Here is an 18212-nt window from a genome sequence, read left to right on the forward strand (position 1 = left end):
CAGCGAATGAGGAAGCTGGCTAATCAGTCTAAAATACGGACGCAAAGTCCAAGAAAAAGCCGATATACCGATTGCTCTATCATTAATACAGCTTAAGCAACAAGATGGATAATATCCAAACTGGTTGTTAGGTATATCAACCATAAATATATTATAGTAGGAAGGACTTAAAAAATTTATGGATATTAAAAAAATTCAAGAAAGAATAGATGAAACGGAATATTGGGATGTAGAAATTTTAGATTTTCAAGTTTCTTTTTTTGGCGATGAAATAACCATATATATTTATAACGATGAGATTAGTTGCTGGAGAATTGTTTTTTCTGTATGTTTTAAAGTGAATTATGAAACAGATGCTGATATTCGCTCAATAGATCATGTGAAAACTATGAGGGGCAGACAATTATGTTATTTTGGACAGGATATAACTTTGTCTAGAAGTGAGTATAAAGGATTTTATAAAGTAAAAATGTGTCTGTCAGTTTTAGATGTTGAAATAGAATGTAAAGAAATAAAAGTTGAAAAGATAAATAGAAATGAGGTGAAATTTTTTTGGGAAGATTAAGAGTATGAGAAACCCTAAAAAGTTAATATCATTGAAATTAATATGAATCTTTAAAAACTTGATTAGTTTGATAAAAATTTGTGAATGGATAGAGCCAGATTTTAGGGGTCTACCCATTCCTGTACCGTAGATTCGTTTTTGACAGTAAAGCTTACGCTGCAGTGACGGGAAGCTATTATCTGCCGACAAGATTTTGCGAACCGTCTTCTGTACCATTAGCAGGACAGTATCCGTGGGAATGCCGAAGAGACGTGGCTCCTGAACTGGTATGTGTATGCATGAATAATCTGGTGCGTATGATCGGGAAGAAAAACAGTTTACATAAAGAAAAACGGAAAATTTTATAATATGGTAATTACAAATTCAAAAGGACAAGTAGTGACGGTAGTAAGGGGAAACACGAAGGCATTAAAGAAATGGAAGGGTGTTGTATAAATGATCAACAATAACGGAGGATTTAGCACGGTGTCATATTGAACAAGTTGATATATAGTTGCGTTATATGTTAAAGGGATATAAAGCAATTATATGAAGGGAGGTAATGTACAATGGCGGTATTAAATAACGATGAAAAAAATTTAACATTGGAAATATGTTTCATAAATGTGTTGGAAGATATCTATGAAAAACCATGGGACGATTATGAAACATGGATACCTTTTATATTATGTTTAACGTTGCCTGATAAAAAATACAATATTGAAGAAGATATTCGGGCAACTCTATCTGTATATGAAATACGAAATCTTATAAAAGGTATAGAGAAAATACTAGAGAATTTAGGAAAAGGCAATAAAAATATTTATGAGTTTTGCAGTATAGAATTTTTTTTCAGGATGACTATGGAAGTACTTCCAGAGGATGAAGTGGTAGAAGTTGAACTTTGGATAAATGTGGCGAATCAAACAAATGGGAAACTCTATGGATATGAGGAGGGAGTACGATTTGGTTCGGATAAAGAAGATATTGTGAGTTTCCTGACAGAATTAAAAAAAGAATTTGAAGATGTTAATTGCACTCTGGAGGAAAAATCTTTCCGATAAGATTCAGATATGTATAACAGGCTGTCGAATAAAGAAGTTAGGAATGAGGACAGAATATGAAAATACAATATACGAATAAGAGAACTGCAGGAAAGGCTATGCTTTTAACATCGTTAGGAGTATTAGAGGCATTAAAAGAAAAAAGTATTTCTGTTGAGGAAGCAGTATCTTTTATTTTTCTTCCTGGAATCACAAGAACGCTTAGAAAAGAGGGAGTTTCACGAAATGTTCTTAAAATAATAGACATGGGCTGTGAGTTGGAAGATATTGAATCATTGATTCCAGAAGAATTAGATAATGCGATAGAAGAGATGATAACGGAGGTATATAGGAGCTTAAAGAGGTATGAAAAAATAGAAGACATAAATTGGCTCATTGATTGGAGCTGAACATATAATGTGGAAAGGGTAAATTAATAAGTAATTACAATGGGAGCACCCTTAGTTTTGTGTAAGCATAAATATATTTTATCAAGTTTCGGAAAAGATACTATTGGTGGATTCGTGGAATCAAAAAGCGGGGATGGAGAAAAGCAAGTCAAGCTGGAAGGGGAGGCATATGAGGAAGGAACAGGACGAAATGTTTTGGGTCTGAGCAAAGCGAAAAGGAATGATAAAAAATGATATTGTCAATATTGGTTGACACTTTTTTTGCAAGGATATCAATGCCTAAGCAGCAGTATCCAGAGCTTCATAATATCTCTGCCGCTTGACCATAGGAGGAAGCCCATCATTGGAAGAGCATATCCTCCTGTTGTTCCAATAACTGATGAAATATCTCCAGATGAGGGTTTTCAGTTCCTCTACTGTCATTTTTTCTGTGTCATGCCTCCCATAGATGAGTTCTTCCTTCATCCGAGCCCACATGCTCTCGCAACGGGCATTGTCATGGCAGCGTCCGCCGGCGCTGTTCATGCTCTGGAGAATGCCATACTTTGCTACTGCCCTGCGGTAGGTCTCACTGGTGTACTGAGATCCACGGTCAGAATGGATGATGGCTCCCCTGAGCGCCGGGTAAGATGTTGTGGTCAAGCATTTTTGTAACGCTTATGACTAAAAAAATCAGCTTTTAATTTAAGATGCAAACCGTACCTGATAAGGGGTGCGGTATCCATTATAGCTGTGAGGGCGGATGTGATTATACGTGACATAAGCAAATTCTTCCACTGCCCGATACAGTGCCTCCTCTGTCTGGAAATCGTACAGATTCACACATTCATTTTTCAATGTATTGAAATATCTTTCCATAGGGGCGTTGTCATATGGACATCCTGCTTTGCTCATACTCTGTGTCACATGGACAGATTCACAGAATTCTACAAATGCCTTTGACGTATACTGGGAACCCTGATCGCTGTGGAGTATCAGTTCTCCATTGATCCGGGACTGTGATTCCAGTGCTTTCTTCAAAGTCCGGATAGCAAGACTGCTGGTGATCTGGCGGTCTGTCTCGCTTGCAATGACACTCCGGTCATACAGGTCAACAATGCTGCAATTGTAGCGCACTTCTCCATTTTTCAAAAACAGATACGTGAAATCTGTACACCACTTCTGATTCGCCCTGCCTGCACAAAACTTTTGCTGCAGCCTGTTTTCAAAGATTTTGTGCGGTTTTTCACGCCGGCAGCCCGGTTTCTTTGGGCGGACAAGGGAATACAGCCTCATTTCCGTATTCATGTACTTATGTACGGTAACCGTGCTGTAATGGCAGCCCCTGCGCGCCAGATAGACAGTCATGGTCCGGTATCCTGCTACCCCGTTATGCACATGGTAAATTTCCCTGATCTGCGCTTTTACTGCTTCTTTTTGGGCATGATAAGCCGCCTTCCGGTGTTTCCGGTAGTTGTAATACGCATTCGGACAGATGCCAAGCCGCCTTAGCAGCCAGCGGACCCCGAATTCTCTGTGATGTTCTTCTATAAACCGATAAGCCTCTAATCGATTTCTTTTGCGAAGAATGCCGCTGCTTTTTTTAGAAACAGGTTCTCCTTTCGGAGCTCCTCATTTTCTCTTTTGAGCTTAAGCATCTCCTTCATGTTATCATACTCTGTTTTTGTATCGGGGCTTGTCCGGCATTCTTCTTTGAATTCATTGCACCAGCGGCGCAGCGTTTCTTTGGAGATGTTATACTCCGCGGTGATGCTTTTGATTGTTCTTCCTTCTTCCAAACGGAGACGGACAATCTTTTTCTTAAACTCGGGAGTGTAATTCTGTGGCATAATAGGTACCTCTTTTCTTGTGATTTTGATTATATCTTATTAGCCACTTCTGTTACAACCTTACTTTATCACAACAACCACAACAACCACAACAGGGGTACCAGCTGCAGCCTCGCGTTATCAGCACTGTGCCAGGAGAAATACCCTGCTGGAGGCTAGACCTGGCGGTGCAGCATTTGTGTAAGCAGTCAAGGTACGGCGGTGCGGGCTGCATGCTTTCTAAGCAATAGCATATGCTTTGCAGGAGGGACGAAGCAGTACCTTAGCCTAGGTTCCACTAGGAACCATTATAGCACCGGGAGGCCTTGGAAAAAAGCAATAAGTAACGTATAGATGGAAAAGGATAACCAGCATTATGGGAGAGGTGAAACCCTCACAGACACCCATCAGAAACTCCTTACATCTATTATAGAAAGAAATGAGACAGGTAACTATTAATTGTATAGATGGGAAGGATGGTGGGGGAATCCTCTTAGAAATCATCCTGCATCTATATCACAAAAAAGAATAAGTCTATAGCCTGTTCTGACTGGCTATAAACTTATTATACGAGGAGGGAAAGGAGTAGGAATTCCAACTGGTGAATTCATAAAATAATATGGAGAAGACAAACATTATTGTGGAATTAGCGCTAAAGGGTGACAAATTTGATGTTCAGGAAATAACAAATGAATTAGGAATAGTCCCAGCACAGACATGGAACAGAGGAGAGGGCATAAGACAAACAGGAAGAAAATATAAGTATACACTTTGGGAATATGATATAGGTCCAATTTATACATTGGACATAAGGGTCGCTGTAAAACAGTTGGAAAAATTGTTTCTAAATAAAGCTGATAAGTTGTGCGAATTAAAAAGAAAATATAATTTAGATATTTATATTGAGTTTGTTATCAGGATCGCGCAAAACCAAATACCAGGAATATCTTTTGAGCCTCGATTTATTAAATTTGTCAATAAAATAGGAGCGGTTATAGATATTGATATGTATGTGTATTGATAACAGAATATCGAAATTGAAATGAATGCTAGAAAAGATGTTCCAGATGTGCAGGCAGAAGAAGTCATATATGTAAAATTTCGCGAGTTCAATTCTACCTGATCTGGAATTGAAAAAGATATGCGTGTACTGGTGGGATAAAGGTGGGCATCTGAAAAGTTGCTGGAGATGTCTGCGCAGATGGAGAGGGAAATAGGGGAAGGGTTCCTGTATAATGCGAAAGCTTTTGACGCGGTGAGCGGAAGTTATTACCTGAGGGCAAGGTTTTACGAACCGGTCTCTATGCGTTTCAATCAGCCGGATATCGTACGCGGTGATGCAAGGGAGCCGCAGTGAGGACGGGCAGTGCATTGAGATATCCTATGAATACGATGCACTTGGACGGATTAAAAGGAGTAAAAAATTACAGGCAACAGGCTGAAAAATTGATTATAAAAAAATTCTGTGTGATTTAAGAGTATAGAGGGCAGGGGGGCTTCTTACCAAAGCACCAGCAATCAGAATGCGACGAAAAATAATGGGTATACAACTAACACAGGAACCAAGAGCGTGTCAGGAACTCAGCAAAAGACTGGCACTGTGCAAAAAAACAGTGGGACAAAGAGTTCTTCAAAAGCATGCAGCGCAACAGGAAATACAGGTGTAAAGCAACCATCCAAGGTGCGGAATAAAGCAGTCAAGACTGGGGTAGCTTTAGAGGCTCCGATGGTGGTGGAGCTTCTGCCACAAGCATGGCCTTGGATTATGGAAGGTGGCAAGGCTTTAATAGGTGCATTAGCCGGAATGGGAATTGTCAAATTTGTAGGAGAGATGCTTGAATCCAAGGGTGATGAAAAGGAGGGAAGAGTCGAGCCGGAAGGTGAGGTTACTGAAGAGGAGCAGTCTAAGGAAAACACTAAGGGAAAAAAGAAGAAAAAGGAGAAAGATAAAGCGGAAAAAACGCCGAACGAAACGGTCGACGATAGAAAACTTGATGAATTAACTCCGGAAGAAATTAATAAACTTAGTCCGGAAGAATTAGAAGAAAAGTTACCAGATGGTTGGAAATATGAAGAGCATAATGGTCGTATTCATATTAAAGATCCAAATGGGAAATTCAGGATACGAGTCGATCCACCGGATTCTAAGACACCATATAAACATATGCATTTTTATGACGGTAATGATAATTCGCTTGATATTAATGGAAATACAGTTCCAAGAAAATCGCCTGATGCGCATACGCAATATAATTATTAAAAAGTTATACATAAAAAGAATAAGTCTATAAGCTGTTTTTCATGCTTACAAACTTATTATACGAGGGAGGAAATATATGGACAGTATTAAAAAAATCGAAAGAAAAATAAAAGATACAGATTATTGGGATGTTGATATTTTGGATTTTCGGATATCGTCATTTGGAGATGAGTTATCAATGTATGTTTATAATGACGAAGAGAGTTGTTGGAAAATCACTTTTTTCACTTGCCGCAGAGTTAGTTATGAAACAGATGCTGATTGGCGGGAGATTGCATATGTTAGAATGATGAAGAAGCCTCAATTAGGCTACTATGGTCAGCGAATAGATGTATCAGAAAGTGAGTGCAGTGGATTTTATAAAGTAGATATGGATTTAACTATAATGAATGTTGAAATAGAATGTAAAGAAATAGAAGTCGAAAAGATAAATAGAAATGAAGTGCAGTTTTTTTGGGAAGATTAAAGCCGGAAACCGCCAGGTATACAATGAATACGACAGCAAAAGCCCGTGGTATACTAGGAGGATGCAAAGGGCGGGAAATACACGCTGGAATGTCTGGAAGACCATACCCTGCGGATGGCGGGGAAGAGAAAAAAGAATATGATGCACAGGGACACCTGATAAAAGAAACAGATCCGCTGGGCTATGAGATGGTCTATACGTATGATGAAAATGGTGTTGTGATTTTACGAACTGACCGCCATGCGTTTCAACCAGCCGGATACTGTGCGCGGGGATGCAAGGGAGCCGCAGTCTTTAAACCGGTATGCGTATGCACAGAATAATCCGGTCATGTATGAGGATACAAGCGGTGAGATACTCGTTCTGGTTGGCATCGGGATCGGTCTGGCAGTTGGCGGGGCTTATGCAGGTTATAAATATCAGAACAACAGGAACAGACAGCAGGGGATATCCGGAGCAAGTGCCGGGACGGGAGCGAAAACCCCTAAAAGTACAGCCGGTTATACAGGTACGGCAAAACAGAACAAAAGTCAAAGCAATAACCAGGGCAGTTCTTCTTACCAAAGCACCAGCAATCAGAATGCGTCGAAAAATAATGGGTATACAACTAATACAGGAACCAAGAGCCTGTCAGAAACTCAGCAAAAGACTGGCACTGTGCAAAAAGACAGTGCGACAAAGAGTTCTTCAAAAGCATGCAGCGCAACAGGAAATACAGGTGTAAAGCAACCATCCAAGGTGCGGAATAAAGCAGTCAAGACTGGGGTAGCTTTAGAGGCTCCGGTGGTGGTGGAGCTTCTGCCACAAGCATGGCCTTGGATTGTGACAGGTGGCAAGGCTTTAATAGGTGCATTAGCCGGAATGGGAATTGTCAAATTTGTAGGAGAGATGTTTGAATCCAAGGGCGACGAAAAGGAGGGAAGAGTTGAGCCGGAAGGGGAGGCGTATGAGGAAGAATATTGGGAAGATGAAAGTCCAAGAAAAGAAAGAGTAGGAAAACAAAACAAAAATACACCAAGAGATAATAAAAAACAAAATAATCAGGTAAAGAAAGTAGCCAAAAAATTAAATTTAAATAAAGATCAGCAAAGGCAATTACATGATGCTATACATGGTTTAGGATACGGGTTTCAGGAAATATATGAACTGGCGGTAGATATGTTTGGAGAAAGGTAGGCGAATAAGAAATGAATCAGAAAAGTGTTTTTGAGTATCTTGATTTATTGTTAAATAAGAAAATAGATGTGATAGGAAGAGCTGCTAATTTATTATGGATTGGTCTGGGAAAGCAAATAACAGTTCTGGATTGGAAAAAAAGAGAGGTACAAAAAAATGAAATGGCACTACATGTAGAAGGAATGTGGAGATTTATAGGAAAGGAAGGAATTTTGTTTGCATCCGAAGATATGTATATTCCTAAGAGTTCTATGGAATATTCTGAAGACTTTGAGTGGGAAATCAGAGGAAGTAATTTATTTGATGAAAAATCAGAGCAATGGATAAATAAAGAGGGAGCAGTTTATATTGTAAATTATAAATTGAATGAGTTAAATGACTTAACGATTTATTTATCAAATAAGGAACGAATAGAAATATATGCCAATGCGTCAGATGATTCGGAATTCTGGAGAATTTTTAAATGTGGAGTTGATGAAAAACATCTTGTAGCAACGGGATTGGGCGTAGAATTTCAATAGATGTAATCGCAATTGTTTATCTGAATTGTAACAGATAATCTTTTGGTATACATTGATTCAAGTGAAGAATTTATATCAGCTATTGGGGGAATAGGAGACGCAATTTTAGCGGCCGGAGGAAAAATGAACCGTAACCTATCTCTATAATGAGACCCGGGAATGTGCGCAGGTGCCTACGGAAGAGTCAGATAAAGGGACGGCTTCGAATCAGGCAGGAAAATATTCCGGAAGGGGTAAAAACACAGGCAGAGTCTGGCGGACACGCTGTTTTGGCTGGCTATTTGGGAAAGAGCAGTTACCGCTATACACCGTTCGGGGAAATTGGTCTGCGCAGAAGGCGAAAACGCAGGGGAAGGGTTCCTGTACAATGGGGAAGCCTATGATGCGGTGAGCGGAAGTTATTACCTGAGGGCAAGGTTTTACGAACCGGCCGCCATGCGTTTCAACCAGCCGGATACTGTGCGCGGGGATGCAAGGGAGCCGCAGTCTTTAAACCGGTATGCGTATGCACAGAATAATCCGGTCATGTATGAGGATCCAAGAGGTGAGATCCTCGTTCTGGTTGGTATCGGGATCGGTCTGGCAGTTGGCGGGGTTTATGCTGGTTATAAATATCAGAACAACAGGAACAGACAGCAGGGGCTATCCGGAACAAGTACCGGGACGGGAGCGAAAAGCCCTAAAAGTACAGCCGGTTATACAGGTACGGCAAAACAGAACAAAAGTCAAAGCAATAACCAGGGCAGTTCTTCTTACCAAAGCACCAGCAATCAGAATGCGTCGAAAAATAATGGGTATACAACTAATACAGGAACCAAGAGCGTGTCAGGAACTCAGCAAAAGACTGGCACTGTGCAAAAAGACAGTGGGACAAAGAGTTCTTCAAAAGCATGCAGTGCAACAGGAAATACAGGTGTAAAGCAACCATCCAAGGTGCCGAATAAAGCAGTTAAGACTGGGGTGGCTTTAGAGGCTCCGGTGGTGGTGGAGCTTCTGCCACAAGCATGGCCCTGGATTGTGACAGGTGGCAAGGCTTTTATAAGCGCATTAGCCGGAATGGGAATTGTCAAATTTGTAGGAGGAATGTTTGAATCAAAGACAGAGGGACAGGAGGAGCGAGTCGAGCCGGAAGGGGAGGTGTCTGAGGAGAATCAGTCTACGGGGAAAGCAAAGGAAAAAGATAAGAATAAAGAAAAAGATAAAGCGAAGAAAACACCAAATGAAACGGTCGATGATAGAAAACTTGATGAATTGACTCCAGAAGAAATTAATAAACTTAGTCCGGAAGAATTAAAAGAGAAGTTACCGAATGATTGGAAATATGAAGAGCATAATGGCCGTATTCATATTAAAGATCCAAAGGGGAGAATGCGACTTCGTATAGATCCGGCAGATAAGATGATACCATATCAGCATATGCATTTATACGATAATAAAGGTAATTTGTTGGACATCAAATGGGAACCCAGTTCCATCAAAATCACCTGATGGACACATTTTTTATCAACCGTAAGAACGTATATAATATTTTAGGCTGTTCAGGTTGTTTTTCATGGCAGTTTTGTGTTTCATGTAGAAATATTACTCCTTTTTGGATTGCAATTGGCCAGTACCAGATTACTCATTGTCTATTCAATCTACTGTGGTGTATACGAACGCACCCAGAAGGTGCTAAAATACGGACGCAAAGTCCAAGAAAGTCGATATACCGATTGCTCTATCATTAATACAGCTTAAGTAATAAGATGCATAATATCCTAACTGGTTGTTAGGGATATCAACCATAAATATATTGTAGTAGAAAGGACTTAAAAATTTATGGATATTAAAAAAATTCAAGAAAGAATAGATGAAACGGAATATTGGGATGTAGAAATTTTAGATTTTCAAGTTTCTTTTTTTGGCGATGAAATAACTATATATATTTATAACGATGAGATTAGCTGCTGGAGAATTGTTTTTTCTGTATGTTTTAAAGTGAATTATGAAACAGATGCTTATATTCGCTCAATAGATCATGTGAAAACTATGAGGGGCAGACAATTATGTTATTTTGGACAGGATATAACTTTGTCTAGAAGTGAGTATAAAGGCTTTTATAAAGTAAAAATGTGTCTGTCAGTTTTAGATGTTGAAATAGAATGTAAAGAAATAAAAGTTGAAAAGATAAATAGAAATGAAGTGAAATTTTTTTGGGAAGATTAAGAGTATGAGAAACCCTAAAAAGTTAATATCATTGAAATTAATATGAATCTTTAAAAATTTGATTAGTTTGATAAAAATTTGTGAATGGGTAGAGCCAGATTTTAGGGGTCTACCCATTCCTGTACTGTAGATTCGTTTTTGACAGTAAAGCTTACGCTGCAGTGACGGGAAGCTATTATCTGCCGACAAGATTTTGCGAACCGTCTTCTGTACCATTAGCAGGACAGTATCCGTGGGAATGCCGAAGAGACGTGGCTCCTGAACTGGTATGTGTATGCATGAATAATCTGGTGTGTATGATCGGGAAGAAAAACAGTTTACATAAAGAAAAACGGAAAATTTTATAATATGGTAATTACAAATTCAAAAGGACAAGTAGTGACGGTAGTAAGGGGAAACACGAAGGCATTAAAGAAATGGAAGGGTGTTGTATAAATGATCAACAATAACGGAGGATTTAGCACGGTGTCATATTGAACAAGTTGATATATAGTTGGTTATATGTTAAAGGGATATAAAGCAATTATATGAAGGGAGGTAATGTACAATGGCGGTATTAAATAACGATGAAAAAAATTTAACATTGGAAATATGTTTCATAAATGTGTTGAAAGAGATCTATGAAAAACCACGGGACGATTATGAAACATGGATACCTTTTATATTATGTTTGTGGTAGAGATTGAATTTTGAATAAAATGTAGCAAATCAAACAAATGGGAAGCTCTATGGATATGAGGAAGGAGTACGATTTGGTTCGGATAAAGAAGATATTTTGAGCTTCCTGACAGAATTAAAAAAAGAATTTGAAGATGTTAATCGCATTATCGCACGATCCTTATAATATAACAGAATTTGTATTTCGACTATCAATTACGGAAGGGGAAAAAGGCAAAAACTGTTTTTGGGATGGATAATACTTTGCTGAAAAACTTATTTGTGGATGCTGAATGCCGTCCAAAATGGGCTAAAAATACTGGGGTGTGTATAAACTCTGGAACTTGTATCTAGGGCAAGACTGAATCAGAAGATATATCAGTCTTCATAGTAAGTGTCAATAAGCGCTGATTGCTAATTCCATAAAGAACTTTTATGTTTTTAAATTAAAGTTTTCTAAAAAGATGCTTGAAAATGTAGATTATAGTGTAAACTGGCAGGGGGGTGCGGACAAAAAACTGGACTACCATAGGACTCCGAAAGGAGTCTTTTTATGTATTCCAAAGAACAAAAATCAACTGCATTAAAAGTATTTCACCAAACAAATTCCGTTTCAGTAACAATACGGATTTTGGGATATCCAACGAGAAGACAATTATATACGTGGATAGCTGCGGAAAATATGATGAAAAGAGAACGTAAACAGCTTCCTCGGTTTGCAAATCCTCCAGAGCATCCAAGAAATCCTCCATTGGACGTTAAACTTGATGCAATTAAGCGTTGCTTTGAACACGGGGAGAATATAAAATATGTATCAGAAGATATTGGTTATAGTAGAGCCAGTATTTATCAATGGCGAAAGCGTTATCTAAAGGAAGGTACATTAGGTCTAATGAATAACAAAAATATTCCACCCGGAGAACTTAAGGAAGGGACTAAACCAACGGAATCAAGCGCTTCATCCTCTCATGAAGTGGCAGAGCTTAAGAATCAAATGCTTGAAATGCAAATGGAAATAGATATCCTTAAAGAAACAATTAATGTGTTAAAAAAAGACCCCGGCATCGATCAGACAGCTCTCAGCAACAGGGAGAAGGCAGTGATAATCGATGCCCTAAAGACTAAATACTCACTGCCACGGTTATTGGAGACGCTGAATTTATCAAAAAGCAGTTATTACTATCAAGAAAAAGTTCTGTCTTAACCGGACAAATATTTTTCCTTACGGATACGCATCAAGGAATTATTCACTGAAAATAAAAACAGATATGGTTACCGCAGAATACATGCTCTACTCAAACGTGAAGATACCATTGTTTCCGAAAAGATTGTCCGTAGGATCATGTATGAAGAAAACCTAGTAGTAAAAGTAAAAAGAACGGCTAAATATAATTCATATGCAGGCGAAGTAACACCATCTGTTCCAAATGAAATAGAAAGGGATTTTTCTGCTGAAAAGCCAAATAGTAAATGGTTGACTGATATTACTGAGTTTGCTATTTCGGCGGGGAAAGTATACTTATCACCAATCGTGGATTGTTTTGACGGATTATTAGTTTCATGGAGAATAGGCACATCTCCTGATTCCACCCTTGTAAATACGATGTTAGATGATGCTATCAGTCAATTATCCCCTGGAGAAAAGCCTATAGTACATAGTGACAGGGGTATACACTATAGATGGGCTGGCTGGATAGAAAGAATGGATAAAGCTGGGCTTACAAGATCCATGTCAAAGAAAGGCTGCTCGCCAGATAATTCTGCATGCGAAGGAGTATTTGGAAGATTAAAAAATGAGATGTTTTATAACACCGACTGGACAGGTATAAACATCTCAGATTTTATAGATATATTAAATAATTATCTTGTGTGGTATAATGAAACCAGAATAAAAAAATCATTAGGATATATGAGTCCTATGGAGTACAGACGAAGTCTTGGGTTAGTAGCTTAGCCAGTCCAAGAAATCGTCCTCACCCCTCAGTGTGAAATTTTTTCTGTAAATATGTAACCGAAAGGTTCTTCTATGATAAAATCTAATTCATAGGAGGACCTTTTATTATGGCAAGACAGAAGAAACCTGTACATCGGGTACAAATGACAGAAGGAAAACGGAACATTATCCATCAGCTCCTGGAAGAATACGATATTCAGACAGCTGAAGATATTCAGGATGCTCTGAAAGATCTTCTGGGCGGAACGATCAAAGAAATGATGGAAGCAGAAATGGATGATCATCTTGGGTACGAAAAATTCAAGCTACGTTGGGGAGAAACATAGAAGATCTCAATAGACAAAGGAATTTTGTACATAGCTATGGGAATGGCACTATTCATTATAGTTATCATTCCCCAATATTGAAAAAAAGAGGAGCAATAAGGGCAGTATATTGTACAAATACTAAAATTAAATTCAAATCTTAATTAAATGGCGGCTGATGATTTGGTAAAAGATGTATAAGGAGTGAGCGTATGATAAAATGGAGTCAAAAAGAATTAAATAAATATCCAGATATTATTTTAACAGATTGCGATATAACTGGATTAGAAGCAGAAAAAGACAAAGTAATAATTGAATTTTTAAATGATAGTTTTTTTTGAAAGATTGTAGTAGTGGAGAATACTTTCGGACCAATAAAGCTTGTGTGATTATTCATGGGTGTAATAAGGATAGTATTGAGATATTTTCAGTAAAGTGGAAAAAAAGGGATTCGGGAAAATGTTATGATATTACTCCGCAGAAATTTTATAATAAACTTAAATCCCAAAAATGGAAATGCGTAGTATTGGAAGAATATTATTGTACTGGAGCAGGAATGTTTGTCGTGTGGATTAAGACAAAGAAAGAATCCTTCCGGTGTTATATAAGTTTAAGGTTTTCTAATATAGAATATTTATGGGATGAGATTAATTATGCAGCTCCTCTTTGATTAAAATAATGGAGCGTGTTTAGTTTTTTCAGGATATAGTGTTTTAAAGATGCTTTTGATAAAATAAAAAATATAGGATTTACACAATCTTTAGGATACGTTTATTCAGACCTTAGTTGTCTTTGGGAAAGTGGTTTATGACTGTATACTTGCAATTACAGTGTTGATTTTAAGGTATGAAATTTTGATTGTGCTTTACAAATAGCAATACCATCAAGAAGATGCTCCAGGTTCTGCTGAATAATGCGGAGTGAATTTTTTCAGGATTGGGAATACGCGAGATCCCGAGTGTCCGTAGTTCATGCAAGGTAGAATTATGCAAAAGATATATTCAGCATTATGTTTTTCATGGTATGCTTTTTTGTTGCTAGCATTTTTTTGCCGAGAATAGTTTTCCTTCAGTGCCGGTACACATCACAATATTTTGGTATTTGATATTGGTCTGTAATTTGAGAGTAAATGTTATTTATCTTCGCATCGGCGACAAAAAGCGCCGCTGAAACATCAGAAATATGATGCTGAAAAAAGCTCTGCTTACAGGAACAGATCATTATTATAAAAAAGATCGACCAGAGGGAGGAAATCCTAGAGAAGATAAACTTGTCAGAAAAGATAAGGAAAAAGTAATGATTTTAAAGAATTTTTGAAAAAAAGAAGGAGAGAATCCAAGCAATTGGAAAAGGTAATGGAAACTTAATAGAAAGAGCGAAATATTAATGAAGAGATTATTAGATAGTTATATAGAACAATATTTATTAAATGAAATTTCAAAAGAGGAGCTCTACAATCAATGCGTAAAGTTATTACATAAAATATTAAATGGAAGTCTTATGGATCTAAAAAATTTAGTATTATGGGGAATTTTAGTAGAGTTAATGGAAATTGAAGATTTAGATGGGGAAAGTTGTAAAGAACTGTTAAATAGACTAAGTGCAATATTAAAGGGAAATATGTGCGGCTCGTTTATGTTTGTCATGCGGATTCCAGAAAAATTTATAGAGAACAATTTACAGTCTTTGGAATGCTCCATTACGAAATATTTAAATGGCGAAAGACTAATGAATTCAGAAATTATGTCATTACATGATATTTATGATAAAAAAATGGAGACGCCTCAAACGATAAATAATATTTTAGAAAGAGAAATTCTAGAATTAGTAAAACTGGGGTACGAGTTTGATGAAGAGTATTTTAAATTTGATATAAAACATAAATTGTTTGTTAATACAATGTTATGGACTGAAAAAGATTTTTTAAATAAGATATGTACCCTAATAGAATGTTACAATGGTAAAAGAGAGTTTTTTGTTCAGGTAATATTTGATAAAGGTGATGGAACAGTTTCAGTATCAGTATAATGTAATATCTAATCAAAGAAATGTTCTCGGATGGCGAGTCTGTTACATATGATAGCTCTTATTAGGAACGCGAAAACAAAAGAATTTTGACAAAACACAATATGCCCTATTTGTTCCACAAAATGCTAACAGACGAATAAGGAACAGACGCAATAGCGGCGGTGACGCAGCCAATCTCTTTGGGGCATTTAGTCCCAAAGAGCCGGGGGTGGGGAGGCTCCCCAACAAGTATTTTTGCGGGCCAACGGGCCCAGCCAAAATGATATTGTCAATATTGGTTGACACTTTTTTTGCAAGGATATCAATGCCTAAGCAGCAGTATCCAGAGCTTCATAATATCTCTGCCGCTTGACCATAGGAGGAAGCCCATCATTGGAAGAGCATATCCTCCTGTTGTTCCAATAACTGATGAAATATCTCCAGATGAGGGTTTTCAGTTCCTCTACTGTCATTTTTTCTGTGTCATGCCTCCCATAGATGAGTTCTTCCTTCATCCGAGCCCACATGCTCTCGCAACGGGCATTGTCATGGCAGCGTCCGCCGGCGCTGTTCATGCTCTGGAGAATGCCATACTTTGCTACTGCCCTGCGGTAGGTCTCACTGGTGTACTGAGATCCACGGTCAGAATGGATGATGGCTCCCCTGAGCGCCGGGTAAGACCGGACCGCATTGGTAAGCGTACGCTCGCATAGTACGGCTTTCATGTTTGTATCCATTGCCATGCCCAGAACTGCAGCATCGAAACAGTCAAATATGGCAGATACATAGAGTTTTCCATCTCTTGCTTTGATCTCGGTTATGTCCGTGATACATTTTTTGAGTGGTTCCCTGGATTTGAAATCCCTTTTCAGCAGGTCCTCAGATTTACGCGCCTCACGATCTGCTTTGGTGATCCCATTTGGTCTGTGTTTCGGGCGATGGCTCAGCCCGATCTCTTCCATGATGCGGTAGACAGTGCGTTCACTGGGAAGGTTGTTGTGATAAAGTAAGGTTGTAACAGAAGTGGCTAATAAGATATAATCAAAATCACAAGAAAAGAGGTACCTATTATGCCACAGAATTACACTCCCGAGTTTAAGAAAAAGATTGTCCGTCTCCGTTTGGAAGAAGGAAGAACAATCAAAAGCATCACCGCGGAGTATAACATCTCCAAAGAAACGCTGCGCCGCTGGTGCAATGAATTCAAAGAAGAATGCCGGACAAGCCCCGATACAAAAACAGAGTATGATAACATGAAGGAGATGCTTAAGCTCAAAAGAGAAAATGAGGAGCTCCGAAAGGAGAACCTGTTTCTAAAAAAAGCAGCGGCATTCTTCGCAAAAGAAATCGATTAGAGGCTTATCGGTTTATAGAAGAACATCACAGAGAATTCGGGGTCCGCTGGCTGCTAAGGCGGCTTGGCATCTGTCCGAATGCGTATTACAACTACCGGAAACACCGGAAGGCGGCTTATCATGCCCAAAAAGAAGCAGTAAAAGCGCAGATCAGGGAAATTTACCATGTGCATAACGGGGTAGCAGGATACCGGACCATGACTGTCTATCTGGCGCGCAGGGGCTGCCATTACAGCACGGTTACCGTACATAAGTACATGAATACGGAAATGAGGCTGTATTCCCTTGTCCGCCCAAAGAAACCGGGCTGCCGGCGTGAAAAACCGCACAAAATCTTTGAAAACAGGCTGCAGCAAAAGTTTTGTGCAGGCAGGGCGAATCAGAAGTGGTGTACAGATTTCACGTATCTGTTTTTGAAAAATGGAGAAGTGCGCTACAATTGCAGCATTGTTGACCTGTATGACCGGAGTGTCATTGCAAGCGAGACAGACCGCCAGATCACCAGCAGTCTTGCTATCCGGACTTTGAAGAAAGCACTGGAATCACAGTCCCGGATCAATGGAGAACTGATACTCCACAGCGATCAGGGTTCCCAGTATACGTCAAAGGCATTTGTAGAATTCTGTGAATCTGTCCATGTGACACAGAGTATGAGCAAAGCAGGATGTCCATATGACAACGCCCCTATGGAAAGATATTTCAATACATTGAAAAATGAATGTGTGAATCTGTACGATTTCCAGACAGAGGAGGCACTGTATCGGGCAGTGGAAGAATTTGCTTATGTCACGTATAATCACATCCGCCCTCACAGCTATAATGGATACCGCACCCCTTATCAGGTACGGTTTGCATCTTAAATTAAAAGCTGATTTTTTTAGTCATAAGCGTTACAAAAATGCTTGACCACAACAGGTGGACACCTTCCGTCTGTTTTAAAAGAAGCGCCTGATACATACGGATCCGTCCGTAAGTGTCGTTGCATTCATCCTCAGACACGACTGTCCTCATGGCATCAGCTAACTGCTGGTATTTCCACGGACGGTCTTTGTCTGCCAGATATTTATAAAATCCCTGCCGGGTTACTTTCAGCATCCGGCAGTAGAAAGAAATCTTTCCCTTTATAACGCCGTCCTTGGTTTTTATGGCAAGGAACATCATTCTCTGCCTTTTGCAGACTTCCGACGGCTGGCGGCGAAAAAAGCGCTTGCCTCTTCGAGAAATTCGTTTTCCTCTTTCAGGCGGCGGATTTCCTTTTCCTGCTCCTTGACCTGTCTGCGTAGGAGAGCCAGTTCTTCTGCAAGATTCAAGGCAGTTTCCGGAGTATGTGAGCCGGAACCGACATTCAGTCTTCCCTCTCTGGCAGCCTTTGTCCACGCATATATAGTGTTTTCAGGGATACCTAACTCGGCTGCAGCTTTTGCACCGCCAAGCTCTTTTGCTAATTTTACGGCTTGGATTTTATATTCCATGTCGTATTTCCGTTGTTTTTTTGCCATTG

20 protein-coding genes and 4 pseudogenes are annotated in these 18212 nt (G+C 39.0%); 19 read left to right on the forward strand and 5 right to left on the reverse strand.

Annotation, left to right across the window (positions count from 1 at the left end):
• Positions 1-178: 178 nt before the first annotated feature.
• The 3 genes from AC6I2O_RS09925 (at position 179) to AC6I2O_RS09935 (ending at position 1997) form a co-directional block, all read left to right on the forward strand.
• Positions 179-565 carry a PIM7 family immunity protein gene (locus AC6I2O_RS09925; protein WP_497742560.1) on the forward strand — a complete coding sequence of 129 codons (387 nt, stop codon included), beginning with the start codon at positions 179-181 and terminating at the stop codon, positions 563-565.
• A gap of 548 nt (positions 566-1113) precedes the next feature.
• Positions 1114-1608: a WapI family immunity protein gene (locus AC6I2O_RS09930; RefSeq protein ID WP_497742561.1), complete on the forward strand. Its 495-nt coding sequence runs from the start codon at positions 1114-1116 to the stop codon at positions 1606-1608.
• A gap of 56 nt (positions 1609-1664) precedes the next feature.
• On the forward strand, positions 1665-1997 hold the full coding sequence (locus AC6I2O_RS09935; protein WP_497742562.1) for a DUF3969 family protein: 333 nt from the start codon (positions 1665-1667) through the stop codon (positions 1995-1997).
• Positions 1998-2276: 279 nt separating this feature from the next.
• Here the strand turns inward: AC6I2O_RS09935 and AC6I2O_RS09940 are convergent.
• Together AC6I2O_RS09940 and AC6I2O_RS09945 are read right to left on the reverse strand one after the other, a co-directional pair.
• Positions 2277-2627, reverse strand: a pseudogene (locus AC6I2O_RS09940) (transposase); the annotation flags it as partial.
• 54 nt (positions 2628-2681) lie between these two features.
• A protein-coding gene (locus AC6I2O_RS09945) for an IS3 family transposase (RefSeq protein WP_497741782.1) occupies positions 2682-3826 on the reverse strand; the annotation gives its coding sequence in 2 pieces (ribosomal slippage) (positions 2682-3583 and positions 3583-3826; 1146 coding nt in all).
• 598 nt (positions 3827-4424) lie between these two features.
• On the opposite strand from AC6I2O_RS09945, the gene AC6I2O_RS09950 reads away from it, so the two are divergent.
• From AC6I2O_RS09950 to AC6I2O_RS10020, 15 genes and pseudogenes are all read left to right on the forward strand, one after another.
• Positions 4425-4826, forward strand: coding sequence for a DUF4279 domain-containing protein (locus tag AC6I2O_RS09950; protein WP_120392003.1), 402 nt, complete (start codon positions 4425-4427; stop codon positions 4824-4826).
• Between the two features lie 180 nt (positions 4827-5006).
• On the forward strand, positions 5007-5162 hold the full coding sequence (locus AC6I2O_RS09955) for an RHS repeat-associated core domain-containing protein (RefSeq protein ID WP_497742563.1): 156 nt from the start codon (positions 5007-5009) through the stop codon (positions 5160-5162).
• 213 nt (positions 5163-5375) lie between these two features.
• Complete coding sequence (locus tag AC6I2O_RS09960; RefSeq protein WP_497742564.1) at positions 5376-6065, forward strand: hypothetical protein; 690 nt, start codon at positions 5376-5378, stop codon at positions 6063-6065.
• A gap of 76 nt (positions 6066-6141) precedes the next feature.
• On the forward strand, positions 6142-6531 hold the full coding sequence (locus tag AC6I2O_RS09965) for a PIM7 family immunity protein (RefSeq protein WP_497742565.1): 390 nt from the start codon (positions 6142-6144) through the stop codon (positions 6529-6531).
• Between the two features lie 89 nt (positions 6532-6620).
• Entirely contained in the window at positions 6621-6854 is a 234-nt protein-coding gene (locus AC6I2O_RS09970; RefSeq protein ID WP_497742566.1) for an RHS repeat domain-containing protein, read from the forward strand.
• Positions 6796-7707: a hypothetical protein gene (locus tag AC6I2O_RS09975; protein ID WP_497742567.1), complete on the forward strand. Its 912-nt coding sequence runs from the start codon at positions 6796-6798 to the stop codon at positions 7705-7707. Before AC6I2O_RS09970 ends, AC6I2O_RS09975 begins: the two co-directional genes overlap by 59 nt.
• Positions 7708-7718: 11 nt before the next feature.
• Positions 7719-8228, forward strand: a complete 510-nt coding sequence (locus tag AC6I2O_RS09980; protein ID WP_497742568.1) for a hypothetical protein — start codon at positions 7719-7721, stop codon at positions 8226-8228.
• 321 nt (positions 8229-8549) lie between these two features.
• Positions 8550-9716: an RHS repeat-associated core domain-containing protein gene (locus AC6I2O_RS09985; RefSeq protein WP_120392006.1), complete on the forward strand. Its 1167-nt coding sequence runs from the start codon at positions 8550-8552 to the stop codon at positions 9714-9716.
• Positions 9717-10046: 330 nt separating this feature from the next.
• Positions 10047-10433 carry a PIM7 family immunity protein gene (locus AC6I2O_RS09990; protein ID WP_120392007.1) on the forward strand — a complete coding sequence of 129 codons (387 nt, stop codon included), beginning with the start codon at positions 10047-10049 and terminating at the stop codon, positions 10431-10433.
• Between the two features lie 1210 nt (positions 10434-11643).
• A complete protein-coding gene (locus AC6I2O_RS09995; RefSeq protein ID WP_497742569.1) occupies positions 11644-12294 on the forward strand; it encodes a helix-turn-helix domain-containing protein in 651 nt (216 codons plus the stop codon).
• Positions 12295-12318: 24 nt separating this feature from the next.
• The gene (locus tag AC6I2O_RS10000; protein WP_497742970.1) at positions 12319-13044 is read left to right on the forward strand and encodes an IS3 family transposase; all 726 of its coding nucleotides are present in this window, start codon (positions 12319-12321) and stop codon (positions 13042-13044) included.
• Positions 13045-13187: 143 nt separating this feature from the next.
• Positions 13188-13349: pseudogene (locus tag AC6I2O_RS10005) on the forward strand (transposase); the annotation flags it as partial.
• 212 nt (positions 13350-13561) lie between these two features.
• The gene (locus AC6I2O_RS10010) at positions 13562-13690 is read left to right on the forward strand and encodes a hypothetical protein (protein ID WP_497742570.1); all 129 of its coding nucleotides are present in this window, start codon (positions 13562-13564) and stop codon (positions 13688-13690) included.
• Positions 13691-14531: 841 nt separating this feature from the next.
• Entirely contained in the window at positions 14532-14666 is a 135-nt protein-coding gene (locus AC6I2O_RS10015) for a hypothetical protein (protein ID WP_497742571.1), read from the forward strand.
• Between the two features lie 69 nt (positions 14667-14735).
• Positions 14736-15377 carry a hypothetical protein gene (locus AC6I2O_RS10020; RefSeq protein WP_120392010.1) on the forward strand — a complete coding sequence of 214 codons (642 nt, stop codon included), beginning with the start codon at positions 14736-14738 and terminating at the stop codon, positions 15375-15377.
• A gap of 308 nt (positions 15378-15685) precedes the next feature.
• Here the strand turns inward: AC6I2O_RS10020 and AC6I2O_RS10025 are convergent.
• A pseudogene (locus AC6I2O_RS10025) lies at positions 15686-16351 on the reverse strand (IS3 family transposase); the annotation flags it as partial.
• Positions 16352-16426: 75 nt separating this feature from the next.
• On the opposite strand from AC6I2O_RS10025, the gene AC6I2O_RS10030 reads away from it, so the two are divergent.
• Positions 16427-17571 (forward strand): IS3 family transposase gene (locus AC6I2O_RS10030; RefSeq protein WP_497741782.1). Its coding sequence is split into 2 segments (ribosomal slippage): positions 16427-16670 and positions 16670-17571, totalling 1146 coding nucleotides; the frame shifts between segments, so codons are not numbered across the junction.
• Between the two features lie 52 nt (positions 17572-17623).
• Here the strand turns inward: AC6I2O_RS10030 and AC6I2O_RS10035 are convergent.
• Positions 17624-17872: pseudogene (locus AC6I2O_RS10035) on the reverse strand (IS3 family transposase); the annotation flags it as partial.
• A complete protein-coding gene (locus AC6I2O_RS10040) occupies positions 17869-18210 on the reverse strand; it encodes a transposase (RefSeq protein ID WP_120393883.1) in 342 nt (113 codons plus the stop codon). The gene AC6I2O_RS10040 and the pseudogene AC6I2O_RS10035, both read right to left, overlap by 4 nt.
• Positions 18211-18212 lie beyond the last annotated feature (2 nt).

The organism is Blautia sp. St.27G3, from assembly GCF_059728505.1.

What these genes read in the sequence shown, in the direction of transcription:
- AC6I2O_RS09925 (WP_497742560.1), top strand. Translation starts at nt 179, where the DNA reads ATGGATATTAAAAAAATTCAAGAAAGAATAGATGAAACGGAATATTGG.
- AC6I2O_RS09930 (WP_497742561.1), top strand. Translation starts at nt 1,114, where the DNA reads ATGGCGGTATTAAATAACGATGAAAAAAATTTAACATTGGAAATATGT.
- AC6I2O_RS09935 (WP_497742562.1), top strand. Translation starts at nt 1,665, where the DNA reads ATGAAAATACAATATACGAATAAGAGAACTGCAGGAAAGGCTATGCTT.
- AC6I2O_RS09950 (WP_120392003.1), top strand. Translation starts at nt 4,425, where the DNA reads ATGGAGAAGACAAACATTATTGTGGAATTAGCGCTAAAGGGTGACAAA.
- AC6I2O_RS09955 (WP_497742563.1), top strand. Translation starts at nt 5,007, where the DNA reads ATGGAGAGGGAAATAGGGGAAGGGTTCCTGTATAATGCGAAAGCTTTT.
- AC6I2O_RS09965 (WP_497742565.1), top strand. Translation starts at nt 6,142, where the DNA reads ATGGACAGTATTAAAAAAATCGAAAGAAAAATAAAAGATACAGATTAT.
- AC6I2O_RS09970 (WP_497742566.1), top strand. Translation starts at nt 6,621, where the DNA reads ATGTCTGGAAGACCATACCCTGCGGATGGCGGGGAAGAGAAAAAAGAA.
- AC6I2O_RS09980 (WP_497742568.1), top strand. Translation starts at nt 7,719, where the DNA reads ATGAATCAGAAAAGTGTTTTTGAGTATCTTGATTTATTGTTAAATAAG.
- AC6I2O_RS09990 (WP_120392007.1), top strand. Translation starts at nt 10,047, where the DNA reads ATGGATATTAAAAAAATTCAAGAAAGAATAGATGAAACGGAATATTGG.
- AC6I2O_RS09995 (WP_497742569.1), top strand. Translation starts at nt 11,644, where the DNA reads ATGTATTCCAAAGAACAAAAATCAACTGCATTAAAAGTATTTCACCAA.
- AC6I2O_RS10010 (WP_497742570.1), top strand. Translation starts at nt 13,562, where the DNA reads ATGATAAAATGGAGTCAAAAAGAATTAAATAAATATCCAGATATTATT.
- AC6I2O_RS10015 (WP_497742571.1), top strand. Translation starts at nt 14,532, where the DNA reads ATGATGCTGAAAAAAGCTCTGCTTACAGGAACAGATCATTATTATAAA.
- AC6I2O_RS10020 (WP_120392010.1), top strand. Translation starts at nt 14,736, where the DNA reads ATGAAGAGATTATTAGATAGTTATATAGAACAATATTTATTAAATGAA.
- AC6I2O_RS10040 (WP_120393883.1), bottom strand. Translation starts at nt 18,210, where the DNA reads ATGGCAAAAAAACAACGGAAATACGACATGGAATATAAAATCCAAGCC.